General features: G+C 41.9%; 16 protein-coding genes. 9 read left to right on the plus strand and 7 right to left on the minus strand.

The window, feature by feature from the left end; genetic code table 11:
- The coding region (locus ACEYW6_RS04810; RefSeq protein WP_412978820.1) for a caspase family protein at nucleotides 1–2,351 on the minus strand (2,351 nt) is incomplete at its 3' end.
- A 67-nt stretch (nucleotides 2,352–2,418) separates the two neighbouring features.
- Here ACEYW6_RS04810 and ACEYW6_RS04815 point away from each other — a divergent pair.
- A complete protein-coding gene (locus ACEYW6_RS04815; RefSeq protein WP_412978821.1) occupies nucleotides 2,419–2,796 on the plus strand; it encodes a CU044_2847 family protein in 378 nt (125 codons plus the stop codon).
- Between the two features lie 576 nt (nucleotides 2,797–3,372).
- Here the strand turns inward: ACEYW6_RS04815 and ACEYW6_RS04820 are convergent.
- Nucleotides 3,373–3,846, minus strand: coding sequence for a hypothetical protein (locus tag ACEYW6_RS04820; RefSeq protein ID WP_412978822.1), 474 nt, complete (start codon nucleotides 3,844–3,846; stop codon nucleotides 3,373–3,375).
- A gap of 196 nt (nucleotides 3,847–4,042) precedes the next feature.
- On the opposite strand from ACEYW6_RS04820, the gene ACEYW6_RS04825 reads away from it, so the two are divergent.
- The 4 genes from ACEYW6_RS04825 to ACEYW6_RS04840 all read left to right on the plus strand — a co-directional run bounded on the left by ACEYW6_RS04825 (nucleotide 4,043) and on the right by ACEYW6_RS04840 (nucleotide 9,728).
- Nucleotides 4,043–6,448, plus strand: a complete 2,406-nt coding sequence (locus ACEYW6_RS04825) for a GH116 family glycosyl hydrolase (protein WP_412978823.1) — start codon at nucleotides 4,043–4,045, stop codon at nucleotides 6,446–6,448.
- A 455-nt stretch (nucleotides 6,449–6,903) separates the two neighbouring features.
- On the plus strand, nucleotides 6,904–7,590 hold the full coding sequence (locus ACEYW6_RS04830; RefSeq protein ID WP_412978824.1) for a hypothetical protein: 687 nt from the start codon (nucleotides 6,904–6,906) through the stop codon (nucleotides 7,588–7,590).
- Nucleotides 7,591–8,745: 1,155 nt separating this feature from the next.
- Entirely contained in the window at nucleotides 8,746–9,216 is a 471-nt protein-coding gene (locus ACEYW6_RS04835; RefSeq protein WP_412978840.1) for a HetP family heterocyst commitment protein, read from the plus strand.
- Between the two features lie 326 nt (nucleotides 9,217–9,542).
- Nucleotides 9,543–9,728, plus strand: coding sequence for a hypothetical protein (locus tag ACEYW6_RS04840; RefSeq protein WP_412978825.1), 186 nt, complete (start codon nucleotides 9,543–9,545; stop codon nucleotides 9,726–9,728).
- 267 nt (nucleotides 9,729–9,995) lie between these two features.
- Here the strand turns inward: ACEYW6_RS04840 and rpe are convergent, their stop codons facing one another.
- Nucleotides 9,996–10,703, minus strand: a complete 708-nt coding sequence (gene rpe / locus ACEYW6_RS04845) for a ribulose-phosphate 3-epimerase (RefSeq protein ID WP_114081048.1) — start codon at nucleotides 10,701–10,703, stop codon at nucleotides 9,996–9,998.
- A gap of 167 nt (nucleotides 10,704–10,870) precedes the next feature.
- On the opposite strand from rpe, the gene ACEYW6_RS04850 reads away from it, so the two are divergent.
- Together ACEYW6_RS04850 and ACEYW6_RS04855 are read left to right on the plus strand one after the other, a co-directional pair.
- A complete protein-coding gene (locus ACEYW6_RS04850; RefSeq protein WP_412978826.1) occupies nucleotides 10,871–12,466 on the plus strand; it encodes a S8 family serine peptidase in 1,596 nt (531 codons plus the stop codon).
- A 416-nt stretch (nucleotides 12,467–12,882) separates the two neighbouring features.
- Nucleotides 12,883–14,211, plus strand: a complete 1,329-nt coding sequence (locus ACEYW6_RS04855; RefSeq protein ID WP_412978827.1) for a serpin family protein — start codon at nucleotides 12,883–12,885, stop codon at nucleotides 14,209–14,211.
- A gap of 24 nt (nucleotides 14,212–14,235) precedes the next feature.
- On the opposite strand, the gene ACEYW6_RS04860 is transcribed toward ACEYW6_RS04855, so the two are convergent.
- A complete protein-coding gene (locus ACEYW6_RS04860; RefSeq protein ID WP_412978828.1) occupies nucleotides 14,236–15,411 on the minus strand; it encodes an AI-2E family transporter in 1,176 nt (391 codons plus the stop codon).
- Between the two features lie 109 nt (nucleotides 15,412–15,520).
- Between ACEYW6_RS04860 and ACEYW6_RS04865 the strand changes: the two genes are divergently transcribed.
- Together ACEYW6_RS04865 and ACEYW6_RS04870 are read left to right on the plus strand one after the other, a co-directional pair.
- Nucleotides 15,521–16,012: a hypothetical protein gene (locus tag ACEYW6_RS04865; protein WP_412978829.1), complete on the plus strand. Its 492-nt coding sequence runs from the start codon at nucleotides 15,521–15,523 to the stop codon at nucleotides 16,010–16,012.
- Between the two features lie 286 nt (nucleotides 16,013–16,298).
- Nucleotides 16,299–17,723, plus strand: a complete 1,425-nt coding sequence (locus ACEYW6_RS04870) for an LCP family protein (protein ID WP_412978830.1) — start codon at nucleotides 16,299–16,301, stop codon at nucleotides 17,721–17,723.
- Between the two features lie 39 nt (nucleotides 17,724–17,762).
- On the opposite strand, the gene ACEYW6_RS04875 is transcribed toward ACEYW6_RS04870, so the two are convergent.
- The 3 genes from ACEYW6_RS04875 to ACEYW6_RS04885 all read right to left on the minus strand — a co-directional run.
- Nucleotides 17,763–18,836 carry an anthranilate phosphoribosyltransferase family protein gene (locus ACEYW6_RS04875; RefSeq protein ID WP_412978831.1) on the minus strand — a complete coding sequence of 358 codons (1,074 nt, stop codon included), beginning with the start codon at nucleotides 18,834–18,836 and terminating at the stop codon, nucleotides 17,763–17,765.
- A gap of 85 nt (nucleotides 18,837–18,921) precedes the next feature.
- Nucleotides 18,922–19,869 carry a LysR family transcriptional regulator gene (locus ACEYW6_RS04880; protein ID WP_196513390.1) on the minus strand — a complete coding sequence of 316 codons (948 nt, stop codon included), beginning with the start codon at nucleotides 19,867–19,869 and terminating at the stop codon, nucleotides 18,922–18,924.
- 231 nt (nucleotides 19,870–20,100) lie between these two features.
- Nucleotides 20,101–20,327: hypothetical protein (locus ACEYW6_RS04885; protein WP_412978832.1), on the minus strand; the 227-nt coding region annotated here is incomplete at its 5' end.

Consider the following 20,327-nt stretch of genomic DNA (forward strand, 5'->3'; position numbering starts at 1 on the left):
GTCACAGAATTGACATCACCCTCATGACCACGGAAAGGAATTGAAACTATTGCTTTATTTACTACTTGATTCAAACTGTTCTGAACAGGTGCGAGAATCTGCTGCGGTAGTTTGTCTTGATTCTCACCCATAGCTTGAATTGCCAAAACTAGACTATCTAGGGGTTGGACAGTCAATAAATTTTCTACCCTCGCGGCTTTCTCTCGCAACCGGGATTCAGTAAGTGCCTTTTCTAATGTGGTAATCTGGTGCTGTTCATAAGCATCACTGCGTTGATAAAAATTCTTCGCTTGAGGTGATGATAAAAACTCTAGCTTTTCCCAATTTTCCCGCACCTCTGCCAGTAATCCCCCCTGTATTAAGTATTTTTCATTCTCCTTTTTGTTTACCCATTCGCGTAAAGCATCAGCTAACCTATCACTCAACCGCCGCAAATCTCGGTCTTGTTGTCGCCATTGGGCAAACCGCTGCCAACCCTCAATTAAGGCTTCATGGGCTAAATCAATCCACGCTTTTCCCTGTTCATCTTTCCCAGCTACCAGCAAACGTCCTTTCACTAATCCTTCATCTAGCAATTCACTTAATGCTTGCTGCTGTTCTTGGTTGTTACCAGCAATGGCTAATAGTTCAGTTTTTGGTTGGCGCTGTCGCGTATCTTTTTCTCCCTCTCCGGTTCGCACTAATCGCAGGAAAATTTGCTTAATCCAGTCCTTCTCCTGTTCATTTCGTTCTTGAATCGGGGAATCTTGCTGATAATCTTCGTAAAGATAAACATTTTCTGCATGAAGATTTAGCGCCCCTGTCAATCCTTGGAAGTTTTCATACTGTTCTAAAGTGAGTTGATGCTTTTCTTGGTCGCGTTTTTCCCAGAGTCTAGTTAAAGCAAACTCCATCAAGGGCAAGTATCCCGGTTCTTTACCAACATCTTCTAAAATTTTCAGTACTAGTCTTTCTTCAACACTATGACCTTGAAGTTTAGCTGGTTCAGTTATTGTCTCTTTTAAATCAACTCCAGTGATACGCGGCATCAAAACAAGCTGATTTTCAATCAATTTATTTAAAGACGGATAGTCTGAACATGGTTCGAGAAAATCCGATCGCATGGTAATCACAACTGTCAACCGTGAATCGGTGATCTCTACTACCTGAGTCAGCAATTCAATAAATCTCTGCTTTTGTTCAGCAACAGAGACAGTAAATAGTTCCTCAAACTGATCTACTACCAATAAAAATTTTTCTGCACCTGTGAGATGCTGCAAAATTACAAGTAAAGGATTTGATTCTTTAGTAATCAACTCCCAAAGCAATTTTTCTTTTTTCGCCCTTGGGAAAAATGCTTTCAGAACTCTTCTCAATTCCTGCAAAGGCTGAAATCCTGGCTTGATTGACGGTAAAATTTGCCAGACATTACCATCTAATTCTGGAATCAAACCTGCCTGAACTACAGAAGATTTACCACTTCCTGAAGCGCCAATAATTGCAACAAAGGGGTTTTGTGCTAGTTTCTCCAAAATTGTCCTCACAACCTGCTGGCGTCCAAAGAAAAACTGTTTTTGTTCCGCTTCAAACGCTTTTAAACCTTGGTAAGGACATTCTTCTTTTACTTCAAAGGTTTGAGCTTGTGTTTGATTCTTGTGGGTAATTAAAGTAATGGAACGCCCCCAACCCATGCGGATTGGTTCTTGTCCACTATCTTTGAGTTCTGTGGCAATTGTGTCAAAAAGGCGATCGCCTGTCACTTGTCCGCGATCGTTAGTGTTCTCTGGTGACAATCCAGCCAGCAAAGCTGTTGTAAAAATACTGTGTTGTTCGCTTTTTTTAGCGCATGCTTGTTGAAAACCTCTGCAAGCAGCAATAAAGTAGTAATCGCGCTGTGAAATAAAGGCGGTAAGAGTTTTTTCGATAAGATTGCGTTCTAAAAATTCACCGCTATGACAGCAATCTAACAGCACTACTAGACTACTTAGGTCGGAGTCTGTAATTAAATTGTTGAGACTGAGAAGACTAATTCCGCCTGTTTGTTCAATAATTTGCTTGCCTTGAGTGACAATGGTCAAGTCAGAGGTTGCTAGATATGCTTGTTGTGTTCCTAAGCTGTCAGATACGGTGATGCCATGCCCTGTAAAGTAAATTAGCGCTTCGTTTTTAACTGCTTGTTGTTGCAAAAGTGTTTTGAAAGCTTCAGCCAACTTAGTTGTACTAACTTTCCCTTTGAGAACAGCGATATCCTCAAAATCACCATGCGCTTTTAGTACCTGTTCTACCGCTTCTGCATCTGTAGCTGGTTTACTGAGGTTGTTAATCGGACTGTTGTAATCTGTAACGCCAACAACAAGCGCGTAACGAGCCATCTATAAATATTTGAGTTGTCTGTTATAAAATAAGATAATTTAAATATACCTAAAATCTGAGAGACTGATGTCGAACATAGAACGTTTAGTCTTTGAAGAAGACGGGGAAATCTATACAATTCTGTTCGAGTCAAAGGAAACGCCAAGTGTTCCAGAAATAGTTACACCGGAGATTGATGAAGATAAAGAATCTTATGGCCTTAGGGAAGGGGCATTTGTCAAGATTGAGGAAGTTCACAATCAAATCCGAGCTTATACCAAATATGCTATTGGCGCTTTTAAAAATTTAGGTGTAGCCGAAGTTGAGGAGGTGACTCTGAAGTTTGGCTTGAAGATAGGCTGGCAAGCTGGTATCCCCTTCGTGACTGAAGGTTCGGCGGAGAGTAATTTTGAAATTGAGGTGAAGTGTAAGTTTCCTGACAACAAGCAAAATTCCAGCATTTAAGTTTGTGCTTGGACAGGGATGAGCTTTATACCTTCAACTCTGCGAAACATTATGGAAGCGATGTCTACGACGGGCTTTGTCTACGCCTTTTGTAATTGCATAAAATACAGTTCTTCGTGGGGGCACGGCAATGCCGTGCCCCAACCCATCTGGCATCTCAACGAGAAACAATATTGTTTTGCACAGTGCGTATTCCATTTGGATGGTACTAATTACTTTACGGTAAATTACAAATAAAATATTGGCTAGGGTGAACAGTTATATCAGGGCACAACATTGTTGTGCCCCTACGCAAGATATTGGTGATAAGTTTAGTAGGTAATTTGTGTTTTTTGAGGTTGCAGATTTGTGAAGATGAGATGATAACGAAAGCGATCGCTCTTGACTCACTATCATTCACTCTTGGATCTCGGACATTACTGTTCATAGCTCCAAGTTTCGTGTTCTTATCTCGAAATTCCATGTTCTGAGGTTGAAACTTCGAGTTCAGAACTCGGAACGCCGAGCAATTTACTGCAACATCCGAGTTCTGAACCTCAACATTGCACTTTAGAAGTGCAATCGCCGAGCTGTTTTCTACAATGCTGCTGCTTGAGGCTTGGATTTCCGAGATTTACGGGCGAACCGTTGCCCCATTTCCTCAACTACTGTATCTAAACCAGCGCCTTGTCCACTAGCTTTGGCATAGTTATACACCTGCAACGCGGCTGCATAAGCTTCACTGCCTACTGCTAGGGAAGTATCATCCAGCAACTCATGTAATTGTGACAAAGACAGCAATACTGGATACAAAGCTTCAAATAATTGAACGTCTTTCCGCATCTCATTGAGATCAAACGATCGCGGTAAAAACTCTGGGTTCTGTGTCGCTACCTCTAACGCTTTACTGACAAAAGCGCGGCTTTTATCTCCCATCTTGGGTAAAGCTTTACGCTCCTCGTTACTTAAATCAATCAAAAATGGTAGCTTTTCTTTAATAGTGGCGATCGCTTGCAACACAGCATCTCTTTCTGATTGCGCTAGTGTTGCACTAATTGGGGCTGTGGACATGGAAATTAGTCTCCAGTATGTGGCTTAACTTTAGAGTGCCCACATATACAACAAAATTACCAAGTTCAAAGCTTCAACAACACGAGGTAGGGGCACGGCATTGCCGTGTCCTTGCATCGTTGTGCCTCGCCCCTTGAGAAAAATCGCACATCGCGTTAGTCTTCATGGACGTAACTGCACGCTGTAACATTAGGCGATGACAAATCAACTCTCTGTGAAAATTCCCTCTTGCACTTGGAGCCGTCCTATCGGCTTAGGCTGGGACAAACCTTATACCGTCCGCTACGCAAGTAATATCGATGATGGTCCTTGGCATGGTATGCCTTTAGGTGGCTTTGGTGCAGGTTGCATCGGTCGTTCTTCACGGGGAGATTTTAACCTGTGGCACATCGATGGCGGTGAGCATACCTTCAAAAACGTTCCCGCTTGTCAATTCAGTGTGTTTGAATCCAATGGCACATCTTCCCAAGCCTACGCTTTATCTACCCAAGCGCCAGATGATGACACTCTCAAAGCTTGGCAATGGTATCCGACGCTTCCCGGTACAAAGGGGACGGGCAATTATCACGCGCTATACCCACGTAGCTGGTTTGTGTATGAAAATGTATTTCAAGCACAGTTGACTTGTGAGCAGTTTTCCCCGATTTGGGCAGGTAATTACCAAGAAACTAGCTATCCTGTGGCAATATTCCTCTGGAATGCCCACAACCCCACAGATGCACCGATTACTCTCAGCATTATGCTCACTTGGCAAAATATGGTGGGCTGGTTTACAAATGCTCTAAAATCCCCCCAAGTGCGGGTGCGCGATGATGGTAGTCCGGTTTACGAATACCAACCGCGCTGGGGCGAAAGTCAAGGAAACTATAACCAGATAGTTGAAAATCCACAACAGTTTGGCTGTGTTTTAGGTCGGGTTGGTAGTGATCCTTTGCAAGAAGGTGATGGAACTTGGTGTATTGCTACAGTTAAGCATCCCCAAGTGGAAGTATTTCACCATAGCCGATGGAATCCTGAAGGTACGGGTGAGGAGGTGTGGCAAAGCTTTGCGAAAGATGGTTCTTTGCCCAATTATATAGATGCAAATCCAGTAGCAGAAGGTGAAAAATTAGGGGCTGCGATCGCACTCCGTTTCACTCTCCAACCAGGCGAAACTCTCGAAATCCCCTTTGTCCTCGCTTGGGATTTGCCGATTACAGAATTTGCCGCCGGGGTTAATTATTATCGCAGATATACAGACTTTTTTGGTAAAAGCGGAAACAACGCCTGGGCGATCGCATCGACTGCGTTACAAGAATACCAAACCTGGCGATCGCAAATTCAAAGTTGGCAAAAACCCATTCTCGACCGGGAAGATTTACCCAACTGGTTTAAGATGGCTCTATTTAATGAGCTTTACGACCTCACTAGCGGCGGTACTCTCTGGAGTGCAGCATCAGAACTTGACCCCATCGGTCAGTTTGCGGTGCTGGAGTGCTTAGATTACCGTTGGTATGAAAGTCTCGATGTGCGATTATACGGCTCTTTTGCCCTGCTGATGCTGTTTCCAGAATTAGAGAAGTCGGTAATGCGGGCATTTGCAAGGGCGATTCCTCAAAGTGATGATACACCCAGAATAATTGGCTATTACATGACAATTAAGGCAGAAAGCCCGATTGCAGTTCGCAAAGTCGCAGGTGCAACACCACACGATTTAGGCGCACCCAATGAACACGTTTGGGAGAAAACCAACTACACCAGCTATCAAGACTGCAATTTGTGGAAAGATTTGGGTAGTGATTTTGTCTTGCAAGTATACCGTGATTTTCTGCTCACGGGTGCTGACGATGTAGAATTCTTAGCAGATTGCTGGAATGCGATCGTTCAAACCCTCGACTACCTGAAAACTTTTGACATTGATGGCGATGGGATTCCGGAAAATTCTGGTGCGCCTGATCAAACCTTTGATGATTGGCGGTTACAGGGTGTCAGCGCTTATTGTGGTGGGTTATGGTTAGCGGCGCTGGAGGCTGCGATCGCAATTAGCGATATTTTATTAACTTACCAGACAGGTAACACAACAGAGTTGGCGGCGCAAAAGTCCACTTATGAAGCTTGGTTGGAACAATCTCGCCCCATTTATGACAAAAAACTTTGGAATGGGAAATATTACAAACTTGATAGTGAAAGTGGTTCCGATGTGGTGATGGCAGACCAATTGTGCGGACAGTTCTATGCCCGTCTGCTGGACTTACCTGATATTGTACCGAGCGATCGCGCCCTCTCTGCCCTAAAAACCGTTTATGATGCCTGCTTTTTGAAATTCTGTAATGGTGAGTTTGGTGCTGCTAATGGTGTTCGTCCTGACGGTTCCCCAGAAAACCCTAAAGCTACTCATCCCCTAGAAGTCTGGACGGGAATAAACTTTGGGCTGGCGGCTTTTCTCGTGCAAATGGGAATGAAGGATGAAGCATTAAGGTTAACGCAAGCTGTAGTGGAGCAAATTTACGACAATGGGCTGCAATTTCGCACACCTGAAGCTATCACCGCAGCTGGTACTTTCCGTGCTAGCACTTACTTACGGGCAATGGCGATTTGGGGAATTTACTTAGTTATTGATTAATTGGCTATCAAAACGAGAACCGTTTTGATCCAACACACGTAGGGATGCATAGCTGTGCGTCCCTACGAACGATCGTATTCCATTGAGCACATTACATATATACTGTGCGCAATGCCAAATTTAGCCTGTCTTCATCTAAGAAAGCAGAGTCTAGATTTGTGATTTTATTTTCCGAGTGTTTCCGGAAGCGAAGGAAAATTTCAGTAATGGTAAGAGTTGAAGGATTGAGAATTCAAGACCACTCTTTCAAAAAATGCAACTATTACTAGCTTTAGCCATAAATCTGAGAAATGAAATTGAAGCATTGGGTGATTAAAAACACAAGTAATTGCGTTTTACATAGGCTATTGTAATGATGTAAAACCAAATCAGCGAAAGAATTATCAATTTTTTTGCTCTATAAATACTCACGTCGCACAAGTTAGTAAGTTTACCCAAAAAACCGAAGTTAAACCATGAACTCCTCTTCGTCATCAAGAGTTCGGGGAGATGTGAAATTAAATAACCAACAGTCTCCCACTCCAAAAGTGGCTATACTCAAATTTTTGAGGTTAGTTGCAGAGGATACAAACCTAGAATCGCAACTTACCCAAGTTTGTGTTCTCCATGAGTTTCAACTAGGCGAAGAGACAAATATCTACGGTCTAGATGGGAAAACTGAAGACAATACAAATTTTTTCTATTCAGTTTGCCAGGGTCGGGTGCAGCTAATTCTGTCAAACGTAACTATTGAACGAGAGGCTTCAACTCACTTGCTCTTGGAAGTGCTAGCAGTGAGGGCGAGTCTTAGGAAGCTGGACTCATATTATAACCCGTGGGTAGCTAATTGGCAAGAAATTCATTATATAGTTGTCTGGCGAGTTAAAGGCGATCGCACATTAAGTAATCCAGCCATAGGTGAAGCTAGCTGGACAGGATATGTCCTACTCTTAGACCTTACCGAAAACTTGAATGCCCTCAAGGATGAGAAACTCTCCTTATGTCACTATTGGCGAACATTGTGGCATTACCGAAAATCACTCAGAGAAATTATTCTTGCTTCATTTTTTCGCGCACTGATTAAGAACACAGCAATTCTAATTTTAGATAAAGCAACTAGTACCCTAGATAGCGATTTGGGCACCAATTTCAACAGAACTTAGTCTAGATTAATCAAGCTTGTATCACCTTCATCATGTCGACTATATCCTTGTTCTAGACCGAGGTCTCCTCTTAAAGCAAGGGACTAATTACTAGAAGCTATTAATTAGTTGTTTTTCTTAGCATTTAGCAGAGCTACCGATACATTTTTAATCTCACTTATATAAATATATTAAATATTAATATAGATACAAAAGATTGCTGAATTATTTTAGCAACATCCTCTGTTAATTACCTTTATTTTTATTAATAAATTGTCTAAAACTGTACAAGTTTAGCTGCCTACATTTTTTTGTTAACAACATCTTATTATAGATGTTTTGCTTAACTAAGTTGATGATAGTTAAAAATCTCTGTATTACTACTCATCACTAATTATTTTTCAGAACTAGGCTATCTGTGATTCCTAGATAATCTTCATGAGTATTTCATGAGCAGTTTACAGCCATTTTATTTAGATTAGCTAAAACTGTAGGCTTTGTAAATAAAGATTTACAAAGTCAATAACTAATATTATATAGTTGAAAATATTTAAAATATATTTTCAATACTTATGGCTGCTCATTTCTTTACAGCCTCTATAAAATTACTATTTTTAGAAGTTGTTTTGCCTCATGGTTAATGGTAATATTTTCTAGCGACTCGACAATAATAAAAGGTTTAAATTGATATTGTGTGGGGGGTAAGACCCCTCATAAACTAGCAAAAGGGGACAAAATTAAAAGTTGCACAATATGCATATAAGTATCGAAATATATTCAGTAACTTTAACTTATCAATCTGCTAATTTAGTAGATGACATTAACGGCAAAAAATAGTATAAAGACGAATAGCGTTGTTAACGACTAAAAATAAATAAATTTTCTCTACTAACCCAAAAAATATGCAAATTTCCCGGAAAATGCCTAATTCAGCAGTAGTAAGAAATACAACCGCTTGAACAGATAAAATTTGTTGAATTAGGAGTTGAAAAAGTTTAAAAGGACAAATTGTATCTACCAAGAGCCACGCGAGACTTTTGTCCTACCAGTCAGATGAAAAGACAAAAGGTAAAAATTTACCTTTCACTAACTAAGCAGTTTGTAAGCCTCAATTGAAACACCAACAATCGCAAGAACTAAACTAGTTTACTTCATCTCAGATAATTAAAAACTATGATGAATCAAGACATTGCTGGCATTAGTAGTAACTTAGACAAAACAGTGAAAGCTCAACAATTTGACAAAGTAGTTGAAGCAATCCTTGCTGGAAAATATTCCTGGGCATGTGTTTTAATGCTGCGATTTGCTGGCTATAATCCTCTCCATTACATTCCATATCGCACCTATAATCGGTTGCTAAAAGAAAACTCTAAAGCCAGTAGGTCAAATCACCAGCAAAGTGAAAATATAAAAATGCTGAAACATGCTAATGATTCAATATCTGATAGTAATGTGTCATCCAGCTGCTTAAGCAAAATCAAAGACCTAGCTTATCTGGAAGTAGTCGGAAAGCAAAAATCAGAAATTCGTGGTGGTAGTTTAGATCAGAGATTGGCACAACAAATTAACGATCATCAATCAATGAAATCGCAAATAAAGCCAGAAAGTACTCAAGATATTTCCTTGAAACGCTGTGGATTCAATTAAAGGCTATTTGGAATCAATAGATTCTGCCCTAGAGTGCCTGAGAGGAGAGCCTGCTATGCTAATTAAAAATTTCTAGCATGGTAGGTTTTCTATAGCGGTGATTCATTTGATATTTTTTAAAAAAATCTGCCAAAATGGCAAATATATATTGATGAGATTGGTAAACTAATAAAAACTACAACTTCAACAAAAATAGAGGTGATTGGCGGCAAGCAAGTTAATTTTAAAAAATAAAATCAATGATTAGTTCTGACTATGAAGTAAATCAAACTGATTACGAAAGTAGTCAGCATGTCATGGAGTAAATAACTCCTAGGCCAAGATCGATGATCAAACCGTTGCTACTGGTGGTTCTATTTTCGAGGAAGTCTGAGCAAAGAGAATTTGGAGCGGTAGCTTCTCCCAATCCAAACTTTACAGAGCTTTCACCGACTGCAGACGGTGCGAGTAATGCTTATAAAACTTCTTATCCTGTGATTGGTGTTGCTTTAGTTAATAAAGCAAACGCTTAACATCAATACCAGAAACGGAAATAGAAAAGTTTCGGTAAAATCGTTGTCGTGGCTGGTAGAACTAGTAGTTCATACGCTTTTCTTTCGACTATTGTAATCCTAGTCCTCCCAACCTGGATTATCTCTGTTTTCTAAATTTTCAATTTATATAGCAACTACTGGAAGTTCAAAACTTGAATAACTTCCAGTTTTTTATGTCTAAATAAAAATAAAGTGGGCAAATTGCCCACCCTAATTTTTGTGGAGTACATTTAATCCAAAACTGAATTAAACCTTGGCTAATTCTGGAGTAGGACGCTTGCTGTTGCGAATTGATGTAATAGCCTCAGCATAATCCTTAGCGTTAAATACAGCTGAACCGGCGACAACTGCATTAGCTCCCGCTTCCAAAACTTGCCAAGTATTATTTGCCTTGAGTCCTCCATCCACTTCAATCCAAGGGTCAAGACCGCGTTCATCACACATTTGACGCAACTTGCGGATTTTGGGTAATACACCAGGGATAAAGCTTTGACCACCAAAACCAGGGTTGACGCTCATAATCAGTACTAAATCGCATAAATCTAGAACGTATTCAATTAGCTCTAGAGGGCTACCAGGATTAAGTACAACTCCAGCTTTTTTACCAAGCTCTTTAATTTGCCCCAAGGTGCGGTGCAGGTGTGGGGAAGCATTATGCTCACAGTGTACAGAGATAATATCGGCACCCGCCTTAGCAAATCCCTCTACATATTTTTCTGGCTCCACAATCATCAAGTGGACATCCAGTGGCTTGGTCGTAACCGGACGAATCGCCTCCACAATCAGAGGGCCTATCGTAATATTAGGTACAAAACGACCGTCCATGACATCAACATGAATCCAATCTGCTCCGGCTGCGTCTACGGCGCGAATTTCGTCACCCAGACGACTAAAATCGGCTGATAGGATAGATGGAGAAATTACAATGGGCTTTTGAGATAGGTTTTGGGTCATGGCTAGTGGGTTTTTAAGCGTCCTCGTCTGTACGCATTGTAACAAAACATTGAGCAAGACTCATAACTTTGATCCCGGCTTTTTTGGGGAATGGAGAGCAGAGGGAGAATAATAACTCCTAACTCCTAATTCTTTACCAATGACCAATGACCAATGACAAATGACAAATGACTAAAAAACTAACCTGGATAATTTGGGGATTAAGTGCATCTTGTCTGAGTGCGCCGGTAATTGCTTCGGCTTTAGAATCTGCTTTAGGAACTAACGGCATTGATGCTCTGAAGTTACACCAACCTCCTTATAATTTAATCGGTCGTAAGATTGCTATTGGTCAAGTGGAAATTGGCCGACCGGGAATGTTTGGGTGGGATAAGGCGGTGTCTAAAAATCGCGCCATATCTTTAGCAGCGGTTTTCTTACGCAATGGGCCAGCTAAGTCTAATAGCGGTGTTGATCCCCATGCCTACAATGTTGCTGGTGTCATGGTGAGTCAAGACAAAGCTTTGCCGGGAGTTGCTCCGGGAGCGCGACTGTATTCGTCTGCGGTGGGTTCCACTAAAAACATGGGTCAGCCAGAAGAGTGCTTATCGGCCCAGCACATAGCGCTACAAAATAGTGGCGATGTCCGTGCCATTAACTTTAGCTTTGGTGAACCTCTGAGCCGTGATCCTAGACCAGAGGCTATTTTAGATGGCAATGCTTTACTAACTTTATGTGTTGACTGGTCTAGTCGCGTTCATGATGTTTTGTATGCGATCGCAGGCAACCAAGGTAAGGGCGGTATTCCCATTCCTACAGATAATTTTAACGGAATGAACGTGGCTTTTTCATCTCGCAGAGGGGGAGTTTTTAACAAAGTAGACGTGGCTAATCTGGCAGGTGCTAACCAAGGAGCGAGTCGAAGGCTAGCTGGCAAGGAGTTTAATCTTGATGGGCGTCGCGCTATCAGTTTAGTTGCTCCTGGGAATAATATTCCCTTGCTCAATCCAGATGGCAAATTGAATAAGGTTACAGGTACGAGTTTTGCAGCGCCTCAAGTTACAGCTACTGTTGCTCTCTTGCAGGAACTTGCTGACCGACAGATGCGGACAAAACAACGCAACTGGAGCATTGATGCTCGGCGTCATCAAGTAATGAAAGCTGTATTGCTAAATTCAGCAGACAAAATCCTAGATAGCGGCGATGGCTTACGGTTGGGAATGGGTCGAACACTAATTGATAAACAAAATCAAAACTGGCTAGATTCAGATGCTTATAAAGATCCAAAGATTCCCTTAGATGCCCAAATGGGAGCGGGTCATTTAAATGTATTTCGCGCTTATCAACAATTTAGTGCTGGTCAATGGCAGGCATCAGCTGCGGTGCCGGCTATTGGTTGGGATTATCGCACAGTGGATGTTGGAGCGTATGTTGACTATATATTAGCCAAACCGTTAAAGCAGGGAAGTTTTGTTGCTGTTACCCTTAGTTGGGATCGATTAGTAGAACTCAACGATAAAAATAAAAATCAGCAATATGATATGGGCGAAAATTTTCGCGATCGCGGCTTAAATAATCTCGACCTATACTTAGTAAAAGCCGATGCTAAAAATTCAGATGCTGGTACTGTTTGTTCCTCAGTCAGCCAAATTGATAGTGTAGAACATATTTTCTGCCCCGTTGCTGCTACTGGCAATTACAAAATCCGCGTCCAGTTTCGTCAAAAGTTAAATGAAGCGACTCAACCTTATAGTTTAGCTTGGTGGAGTGTACCTATCAATTAAAATAGGGGCGCACAACTGTTACAGCGTTTTTCATCTATTTGAACCTTTATAGGGACCCACAGCCGTGTGTCCCTACAAAAGTTTGGTATTTCGTGAACTGAGAAACGTGATTTTATCTTTAAAAACCAAGAGCAGTGGTTATTTTGTGATTAAGTAGTCTACAATACTTTTATATATAAATTAAGAAAATTCCTTAAGAATCCAGATTGTTCATAATTTGTCTGCATAGCCACCTCAATTAGGAATTAGCAACTCTAATAAGTTGTGTTTAATTCCTTTGAGCTAGTAACTTGCTGTTACAAAAACTGTAACAGTCCCATTTTTCTATTGCAGCAAATGCAATAGTTAATCATTGACACAGTATCTGCGTCAAGCATGAGCACAGATCGGGAATCTTTGGCAAGTGAGGTAGCAGAATGAATCGGCAAAAATTGAGTGATGCGAAAGAAAATTTCTTGCAAAGACGTTACGGTGTGAGTCTGGGCAGACGTTATGCTCTGGCAGCTGCAAGTGTTGTTCTATTCAGCGTATTAGGGTGTTCTCAAGTCGAGAGTAACAAAAATGCCCTCGCCCAATCTAGTTTACCTCAGCCAGAAACTCCATTGCAAAAAAAAACAGTCAAGACTGATACAAGAATAGTTGACTCTAGCAATAAGTTTGGATTTAAACTGTTTTCAGAAGTTCTGAAAGGTGATAATGAGAAGAATGTTTTTATCTCACCTTCGAGTATAGCGATCGCTCTTGCTATGACTTACAACGGCGCTAGCGGCTCTACTCAACAAGCAATGGCAAAAACCCTGGAATTACAGGGGATGAATCTACCAGAAATCAACTCTTCTTACGCGGCGGTATTAAAGCAACTTTTAGACAATCAGGATGCGAAAGTACAACTGAGCATTGCTAACTCACTTTGGGCAAATCAAGATGTTAGCTTTGCGCCAGACTTCCTCAAGAGAACCCAGGATTTCTATCAAGCTAAGGTCAGCAATTTAAACTTTAAAGATGCCGCCGCATCTAGTATTATCAATAACTGGGTAGAAGAAAATACTAAGGGTAAAATTACTAAAATAGTTGAAACAATTGAACCTAATCAAGTATTGTTTCTGATTAATGCCATTTATTTTAAAGGTAATTGGAGTAATCAATTTGACAAAAGTCAAACCGCTCAATACCCTTTTTACATCACATCTGGTAGACGAAAACAACACCCAATGATGTCCCAGGAAGGTGACTATAGATACTATGAAAACGAACAGTTTCAGGCAGTTAGTTTACCTTACGGTAAAGATGGGAAGTTGAGTTTTTATATCTTCCTGCCCAAACAAAACTCTAACCTCAAAGCCTTCTATCAAAACTTGAATGTTGAGAACTGGCAAAAATGGATGACTCAGTTCAACAAACAAAAAGGCTTTATTCGCCTACCCCGCTTCAAAATAGATTACGACGTTACACTCAATGATGCCTTAAAAACTTTAGGCATGGAAGAGGCTTTCAGCGACAAAGCCAATTTTTCCGGCATGGGTAAAAATTTTGCCATTAGCCAAGTTAAGCATAAAACTTTTGTGGAAGTGAACGAAGAAGGCACCGAAGCGGCTGCGGCTACTTCAGTGGGAATAGTAGCAACATCTTTGAGAGAAGAACCAGAACCGTTCCGAATGATTGTTGAGCGTCCCTTCTTCTGTGCCATTAGGGATAATCAGACGGGAAATCTTTTGTTTATGGGTTCCATCATCGAGCCACAATGAGGAGGCAGAAAACCTCCTGCCTCCTTAAGGTAATGTCGCTTCAGAAATGCTCAGAGTGTTTTTAGCGTCAGCTTTCAGGGACTCGTTTGCTGCAATAGGTGCAGTTATTTCCCCAGTGGCGCTGTCGTCTGTCTCATTGCTTAGGCTCCCAGGACGCAAGGCGCTTAAAGCAGTCTTAATTACAACAGCTGTGGGTACTGCCACTATTACACCCAACAATCCACCAATTCTTGCCCCTGTCAAAACCGAAATTAAAATCCAAACTGGATTTAAACCCGTAAAGCTGCCTAAAATTCGGGGGGCGATTAAGTTTTCGAGAATTTGCTGTACAATTACTGCCGCTATCAAGACTCTCACACCCATTGAGAAATCTTGCAAGGCTACCAATAATGTAGTCAGGGCGATACCTACAGAACCGCCAAAGGGGACGAGAGCCATCAGACCAATAGTTAAGCCAAATAGTAGACCAAATGGCACTTTCAGCCACAAAAAGGTAGGAATGAGGGCTGATGCCATGCACGTCGATAAAATTAGCTGGGTGATGAAGAAATTTTGGAAGCTCAGGCGGACTGTTTTGGAGAAAGGATCACGGAATTTAGAGGGTAACCATTCTACTAAACTTTGCCAAAGTTCACCTCCATGCTGTAAAAGGTAGAAAGTCAAAACCATTGTCAAGAGAATATCTAGCAGACTAGTGACTGTAACTACCGCCAGATTTAAAACTTGTCCAGCGATCGCTTGCAATTGTCCCTTAACGCGATCGTTGATTTGCACTACCAGAGCATCGAGGTTAATCGGTAAGCCAAAAGTCTCAGCTTTTTCGTTTAATATCATTAACTGAGAGCGTCCAGAGTCGATTAACTCTGGCAAGCGAGCTACCAGTTGTTGAGCTTGGGTAAGGGCCAGCGGAAAAAGTGTAACACCCAACGCCAATAAAATCGATAAAGCCAAGAGAAATACTAAAATAGCGACTTGCTCTCGCCTAGCACCATGATGCTCCATCCAGCTCACGGGGTAGTTGAGCAGAAATGCTAGCACTGAGGCTCCGACTAAAATGACTATGAGAGAATGGAAATAATCAAAAAATACCGAAAGTGCCCAACCATTAAGAACTAGCAGCGGAACGAATAACGCGATCGCCACGATTCGCGCTATTGGTGTGAATGTTTGCCACCAGTCGAGTAGCTTGCGTGTCTGCATTTTGAGCTAATTGCGGGATAGAACTAAATGAAATCTTTCTTTACAGCTTATTATCTCTAACTATATGAGTCTTATTCATCCTTCTAGTTTAGGAGTTAGACTAACCCAAATGGGAAATTTTGAACCAAAAGAGAATGGGGAGTGCAAAGTGGGAACTGGGGAGTGGGGACTAGGGACTGGCAAAGATGAGGGAAATGGGGAGACAAGGGGACAAGGGGACAAGGAGACAAGGAGAATAACTCAACAGTCAACACTCCCAATCCCCAAAACACAGTTGCTTTTATATTTAGTTCCGATCATCGGCTTTTTTCCGTCCTTGTGGACTCTCTATCGAGGCCAAGGGAGTCGGGAACAACTTGCTGTTAGTCGTCTGTCTATTACTTTGGCACTTACTTGGCTGTTGACATATCTATTATTAGCTACCGGAGCAGCAACTTCAGATTTTTTTCCGCTACGTCTATTTATCCTGAATAGCTTTCTCACGTCGGGTTACTTTTTAGTAAGTGTCTGGTTGATTGTGCGCCTCATGCAGGGCAAATCTGGGCGTTTACCAGGGTTTAGTACCTTAGCAGAACGAGTGTTTGGAAAGTACTTATCTTAATTTTCTAGGGTGAGAATTTTTCAGTACTTTTACCTATTTCCTAAAAATTTACGGTTGATTTATCTATATATCTAGTCAAATCCAGTTTATTATTGCCATACTTCAGTAAAACATCTCCAGGTTGGCCCAAAAGAAGGAAAAATGCTGCTATAAGTGTTGTGGTTGACACTACATTAAAAAAGTTAGCACTGATAATTAAGAGTTAGCTATTATGGGTTGATTTGTCTGCATGTTTTTAGTCTGCAAATTGACCGAATTTGATTAGTGAGTAAGTGTGAGGAAGTCTGTGACCATTCAAAGAAGTTCGGCGGAAGAAAACCAGTCGGGAAAAGCCTCAAAATCCAAGAAAAAAATTTCCCTTCCCCATAACTCGAAATCTGGACGTTGGCTGTGGTTTTGGGTAGGTATGAGTGGGATTGCAATGGTGTCAGCAACAGCAGGGGCACTTTTGGCGGTGTCTTTAACCAGTACGCCTTTGCAACAAGCCCAGCTAAGTCCACAAGATGAGGCGGTCTTTGATAGCGATAGCATTTCTGGTGGTGTGCTGCGATTTTCAGAATTAACTCGCCCGGTGAATCTCTTGGTTATGGGGATGAGTGTACTTCCCCCAGATGTGCAAAACCCTCCCGAAGAAACCAAAAACCTCAAATACCTGCCCCAAGTAAACTCCTTTGATGGTCTTGCCGATGTGATGCTCTTGGTCAAATTTGATCCAGAGACGAAAAAAATAGTTATGCTTTCCATTCCCAGAGATACCCGCACAGAAATAGAGGGGTATGGGGTGAAAAAAATTAATTCCGCCAATGTTGAAGGTGGGCCAGCTTTAACTGCCAGAACCGTCAGTAATCTCTTAGGTGGGGCGGGAATTGATCGCTATGTCCGAATTAACGTTTTGGGAGTTGGCAAGCTGATCGATGCTTTGGGTGGCGTAAATGTCTACGTCCCCAAAGATATGAAATACCAAGACGATTCTCAGCATTTGTATATTAATCTGAAGGCGGGTAAGCAGCATCTCAACGGCGATCAGACACTGCAATTGTTGCGGTTTCGCCATGACGAACTCGGTGATATTGGTCGGATTCAGCGGCAGCAAATGGTCATGCGTGCCTTGATGGATCAAACACTCAACCCAGCTACTGTTGCTCAATTACCTAAAGTTCTTGATGTAGTAAAAGACCACATCGATACCAACTTGACGGTTGAGGAGTTAGTGGCGCTAATGGGTTTTGGGGTGCGAACAAATCGCTCTAATATGCAAATGTTAATGCTCCCAGGTCGCTTTAGCGAAAAGAATGAGTATGATGCTAGCTATTGGTTGCCAAGCAAAAATGGTATTGCCAGACTCATGGCTCAACACTTTGGTTTGGAATCAGACCAGGAACAGCAGATGGCTAATCCACGCTCTTTGCGTGTAGCAATTCAAGATAGTACAGGTGGCGATCGCTCCAACCTACAACCGTTGATTAGAGCCTTGGAAAAATCTGGATATCGCAACATATATGTGGCTAAGGCATGGGGTGAACCTCTAGAGGTGACTCATATTGTCGCCCAACAAGGAGATGGTGAGAGTGCCGAATCAATTCGCAACACTTTAGGATTTGGCGAAGTGCGTGTGGAAAGTACTGGCAACCTTGGCTCGGATATCAGTATTCAAGTGGGACAGGATTGGTTGCAACAAAAGTCTATTTTGGAGGAGTTGCTGACCAAATAATTCGTAATTCGTAATTCGTAATTCGTAATTCGTAATTAATTACACTGGCACAAATGCTGCTGACAGTGAATTTACTAACTGAGTGAGTTCTTGGAGTTTAGCTGCTACTACACCATTGGTTAATAATTCTTCTGCTTTAGCTAAACCCTCTGACATATCTGGACAAATACCACTCCGCCATAGGTAAAATCCGCCATTCCACAAGGCTGTTTGCATTAGTTCGCCTGATTTACCTGCCAAAACTTCCTTCATATCTGCCACCAATTCTTCAGTAGTTCCAAGGGGTACGTTCTTGGTAGTAAAACCGTAATCACGCGGTACGAGGTGCAATCTTTCTACCTCTTGGGATGCTACGGATGAAGATAAGCTGATGATTGCAGTGCGATCGCGTGGTAAGTCGCAACTCCCTTCCAATCCTTTCACTAATGTAAATTTTGTTACTCCCCGCAGCCCCAGAGCTATCTGAAACATCCCTTCTGTCGGCGGATGAACAAACCCAGCGATTACGTGAGCATCCCCCGCATAAGGACACCAGATTAGCTCCATTGTCGCTAAGGGCGGACGTTTGCCAAGTTGGTCGCGGTACTCCCAAATACTGTTAGTTAATGGAAAATGCTGAGGTAGATAAATAAAGCCGATTCCCGTTTGCTCAAACACCTGCTGGGTTTTTGCTAATGGTAAGGTAGTCCAATCGACTCCTAAACCCTGCCAAATATCTATCAGGGGTAAGCCGTACTTAGTTGGGAGGCGATCGCCACCGTGCATTACCACGGGTTGTCCAACTGCGGCGAGTAGTAAAGCTGTTACGGGACTAATTGGTGCTGTGCGTGTTCTGCCATCATAGGGGATGCCAAGAGCGATCGCTGGTCGCCCAGAGGCGATTGGTTGCAGTTTTGGCCCCAGTTCTTCATAAGCATCCAACATTCCCGCTAACTCTTCGCCCGTAGGACGCTTGATTCGATGAGCAATCAAAAACGCTCCGATTTGGGCTGGTGTAGCTTCACCCAGCAGCATCATTTTAGTGGCGGTGGCTGCTTGGGCGCGAGTTAAATTCTCCCCTGTGTGATTTCCGCTACCTACTTTTTGTAGTAATTCCCTAAATATATTGCTCATTTGTCCTTTGTCCTTTGTCCACTGTCATTTGTCCATTGTCCTTTCTGAAAATGACTAATGACCAATGAATAATAACTAATGACACTTAAGAGACCGATCGCTGCTGGTCAATTTGTAATGGGATATTTTCGCGCACAAGTTGCCAAAAGTGCTTGATGGGGGGAATTTGGAGCCGATCTTGAGTTGTTACCATAACTACCCGACGAGTCAAACTGGAACCATCCGCTAAACCACTAGTATTATTGCTGGCTAAGGAACGAATCGCCAGAGTAGGGTCAAGACGAGCTTCCAATAATGCTGATTGAGGTAGCAAAGCTATCAGTTCTCCTTGGCGCACCACTCCCCGGAAGGCATCTAGGGTATTTACCTCTAAAGCTGCTTGGAGTGTAGCTTCCATTCGCTCAAATCTATCTTGTATTAAGCGTTGCATTCCATAACCATCTTTAAAAACCACTTGGGGATAACGAATTAGCTCCAACCAAGGGATACATTCATATTGAGCTAGTGGATGATTGGCTGCAGTTAAAACTTCTATAGGTTCATCATAAAGTACTTCTACCACCATTTCTCTACCAGTGGTTAAGAAGCGATTATTCATCACAATTGCTAAATCCACTAATCCATCTTTGAGGACTTTGAGGGCGCGATCGCTTCCCAATGATGTTACTCGCAATTGTACATCTGGATAATCATGACAAAATTTTTGCAACACTGGGGGTAAGTAAGATCCACATAAGGAGTGAATCGCGGCAATGCAAAGTTCTGGCTGCTTTCCGGCGATTAAATCAGCTAATTCTTCTGTGGCTGTCTGCCATTCTTGACAAATTTTGCGGACGCGGGGTAGCAAATGTTCACCTCCCAGCGTCAATTTTGCGTGACTAGTTCTGTGAAACAGTTCTACACCCAAATCTGCTTCCAATGCCTGGATTTGGCGACTAATCGTAGATTGGGTAACACCACATGTTCGCGCTGCTTGTTGAAAGCTGCCGGTTTGTGCGATCGCCAGAAAGGCTTGCAACTGCTCTAGGCGCATTTTTATGTAGCCTGAATTACATTTATAGCTTTCATTAAGTTAACGGTTTCTTATCCGCTATTTAGTATAGTTTGTTACAACTTTTTTACTATAATTAAAATTTGTGTAAATCAGATTTTACTGCTTTCATCGTTAATTATCCGTTTTGCACGCAATTTTTTGCTAAATTCCGCCAAAAAAGACTTGACAATTTTTTTCTGTAATAAATATATAAATTTTTAGATAAGATTTTTAATTGATCACATTATGCGATGGATTATGAGGTTTGAGCCACACCAGCCTTTGTGAAACCTCAAGCAGATAGCCAGCAATTAATTTTATAACAAGTATGCTAAAGTGGTTCGCGACTGGTTGACGCGAACCATTCTTTTTCACCAGAAGTTGGCAATTAGCGCAAAAATTCAGCAAGTTGTTGAAGTTTTGTCCAAGCCGCACCGCTTTGCAGAACTTCCTTAGCA

The organism is Nostoc sp. UIC 10607, from assembly GCF_047228265.1.
Classification (GTDB): domain Bacteria; phylum Cyanobacteriota; class Cyanobacteriia; order Cyanobacteriales; family Nostocaceae; genus Nostoc; species Nostoc foliaceum_A.

Excerpts from the sequence above, each read along its gene's own strand:
- ACEYW6_RS04865 (WP_412978829.1), top strand. The coding sequence starts at position 15,521 with ATGGGAAATTTTGAACCAAAAGAGAATGGGGAGTGCAAAGTGGGAACT.
- ACEYW6_RS04830 (WP_412978824.1), top strand. The coding sequence starts at position 6,904 with ATGAACTCCTCTTCGTCATCAAGAGTTCGGGGAGATGTGAAATTAAAT.
- ACEYW6_RS04855 (WP_412978827.1), top strand. The coding sequence starts at position 12,883 with ATGAATCGGCAAAAATTGAGTGATGCGAAAGAAAATTTCTTGCAAAGA.
- ACEYW6_RS04825 (WP_412978823.1), top strand. The coding sequence starts at position 4,043 with ATGACAAATCAACTCTCTGTGAAAATTCCCTCTTGCACTTGGAGCCGT.
- ACEYW6_RS04850 (WP_412978826.1), top strand. The coding sequence starts at position 10,871 with ATGACTAAAAAACTAACCTGGATAATTTGGGGATTAAGTGCATCTTGT.
- ACEYW6_RS04820 (WP_412978822.1), bottom strand. The coding sequence starts at position 3,846 with ATGTCCACAGCCCCAATTAGTGCAACACTAGCGCAATCAGAAAGAGAT.
- ACEYW6_RS04880 (WP_196513390.1), bottom strand. The coding sequence starts at position 19,869 with ATGCGCCTAGAGCAGTTGCAAGCCTTTCTGGCGATCGCACAAACCGGC.
- ACEYW6_RS04815 (WP_412978821.1), top strand. The coding sequence starts at position 2,419 with ATGTCGAACATAGAACGTTTAGTCTTTGAAGAAGACGGGGAAATCTAT.
- ACEYW6_RS04840 (WP_412978825.1), top strand. The coding sequence starts at position 9,543 with ATGATCAAACCGTTGCTACTGGTGGTTCTATTTTCGAGGAAGTCTGAG.
- ACEYW6_RS04835 (WP_412978840.1), top strand. The coding sequence starts at position 8,746 with ATGAATCAAGACATTGCTGGCATTAGTAGTAACTTAGACAAAACAGTG.
- ACEYW6_RS04875 (WP_412978831.1), bottom strand. The coding sequence starts at position 18,836 with ATGAGCAATATATTTAGGGAATTACTACAAAAAGTAGGTAGCGGAAAT.
- rpe (WP_114081048.1), bottom strand. The coding sequence starts at position 10,703 with ATGACCCAAAACCTATCTCAAAAGCCCATTGTAATTTCTCCATCTATC.
- ACEYW6_RS04860 (WP_412978828.1), bottom strand. The coding sequence starts at position 15,411 with ATGCAGACACGCAAGCTACTCGACTGGTGGCAAACATTCACACCAATA.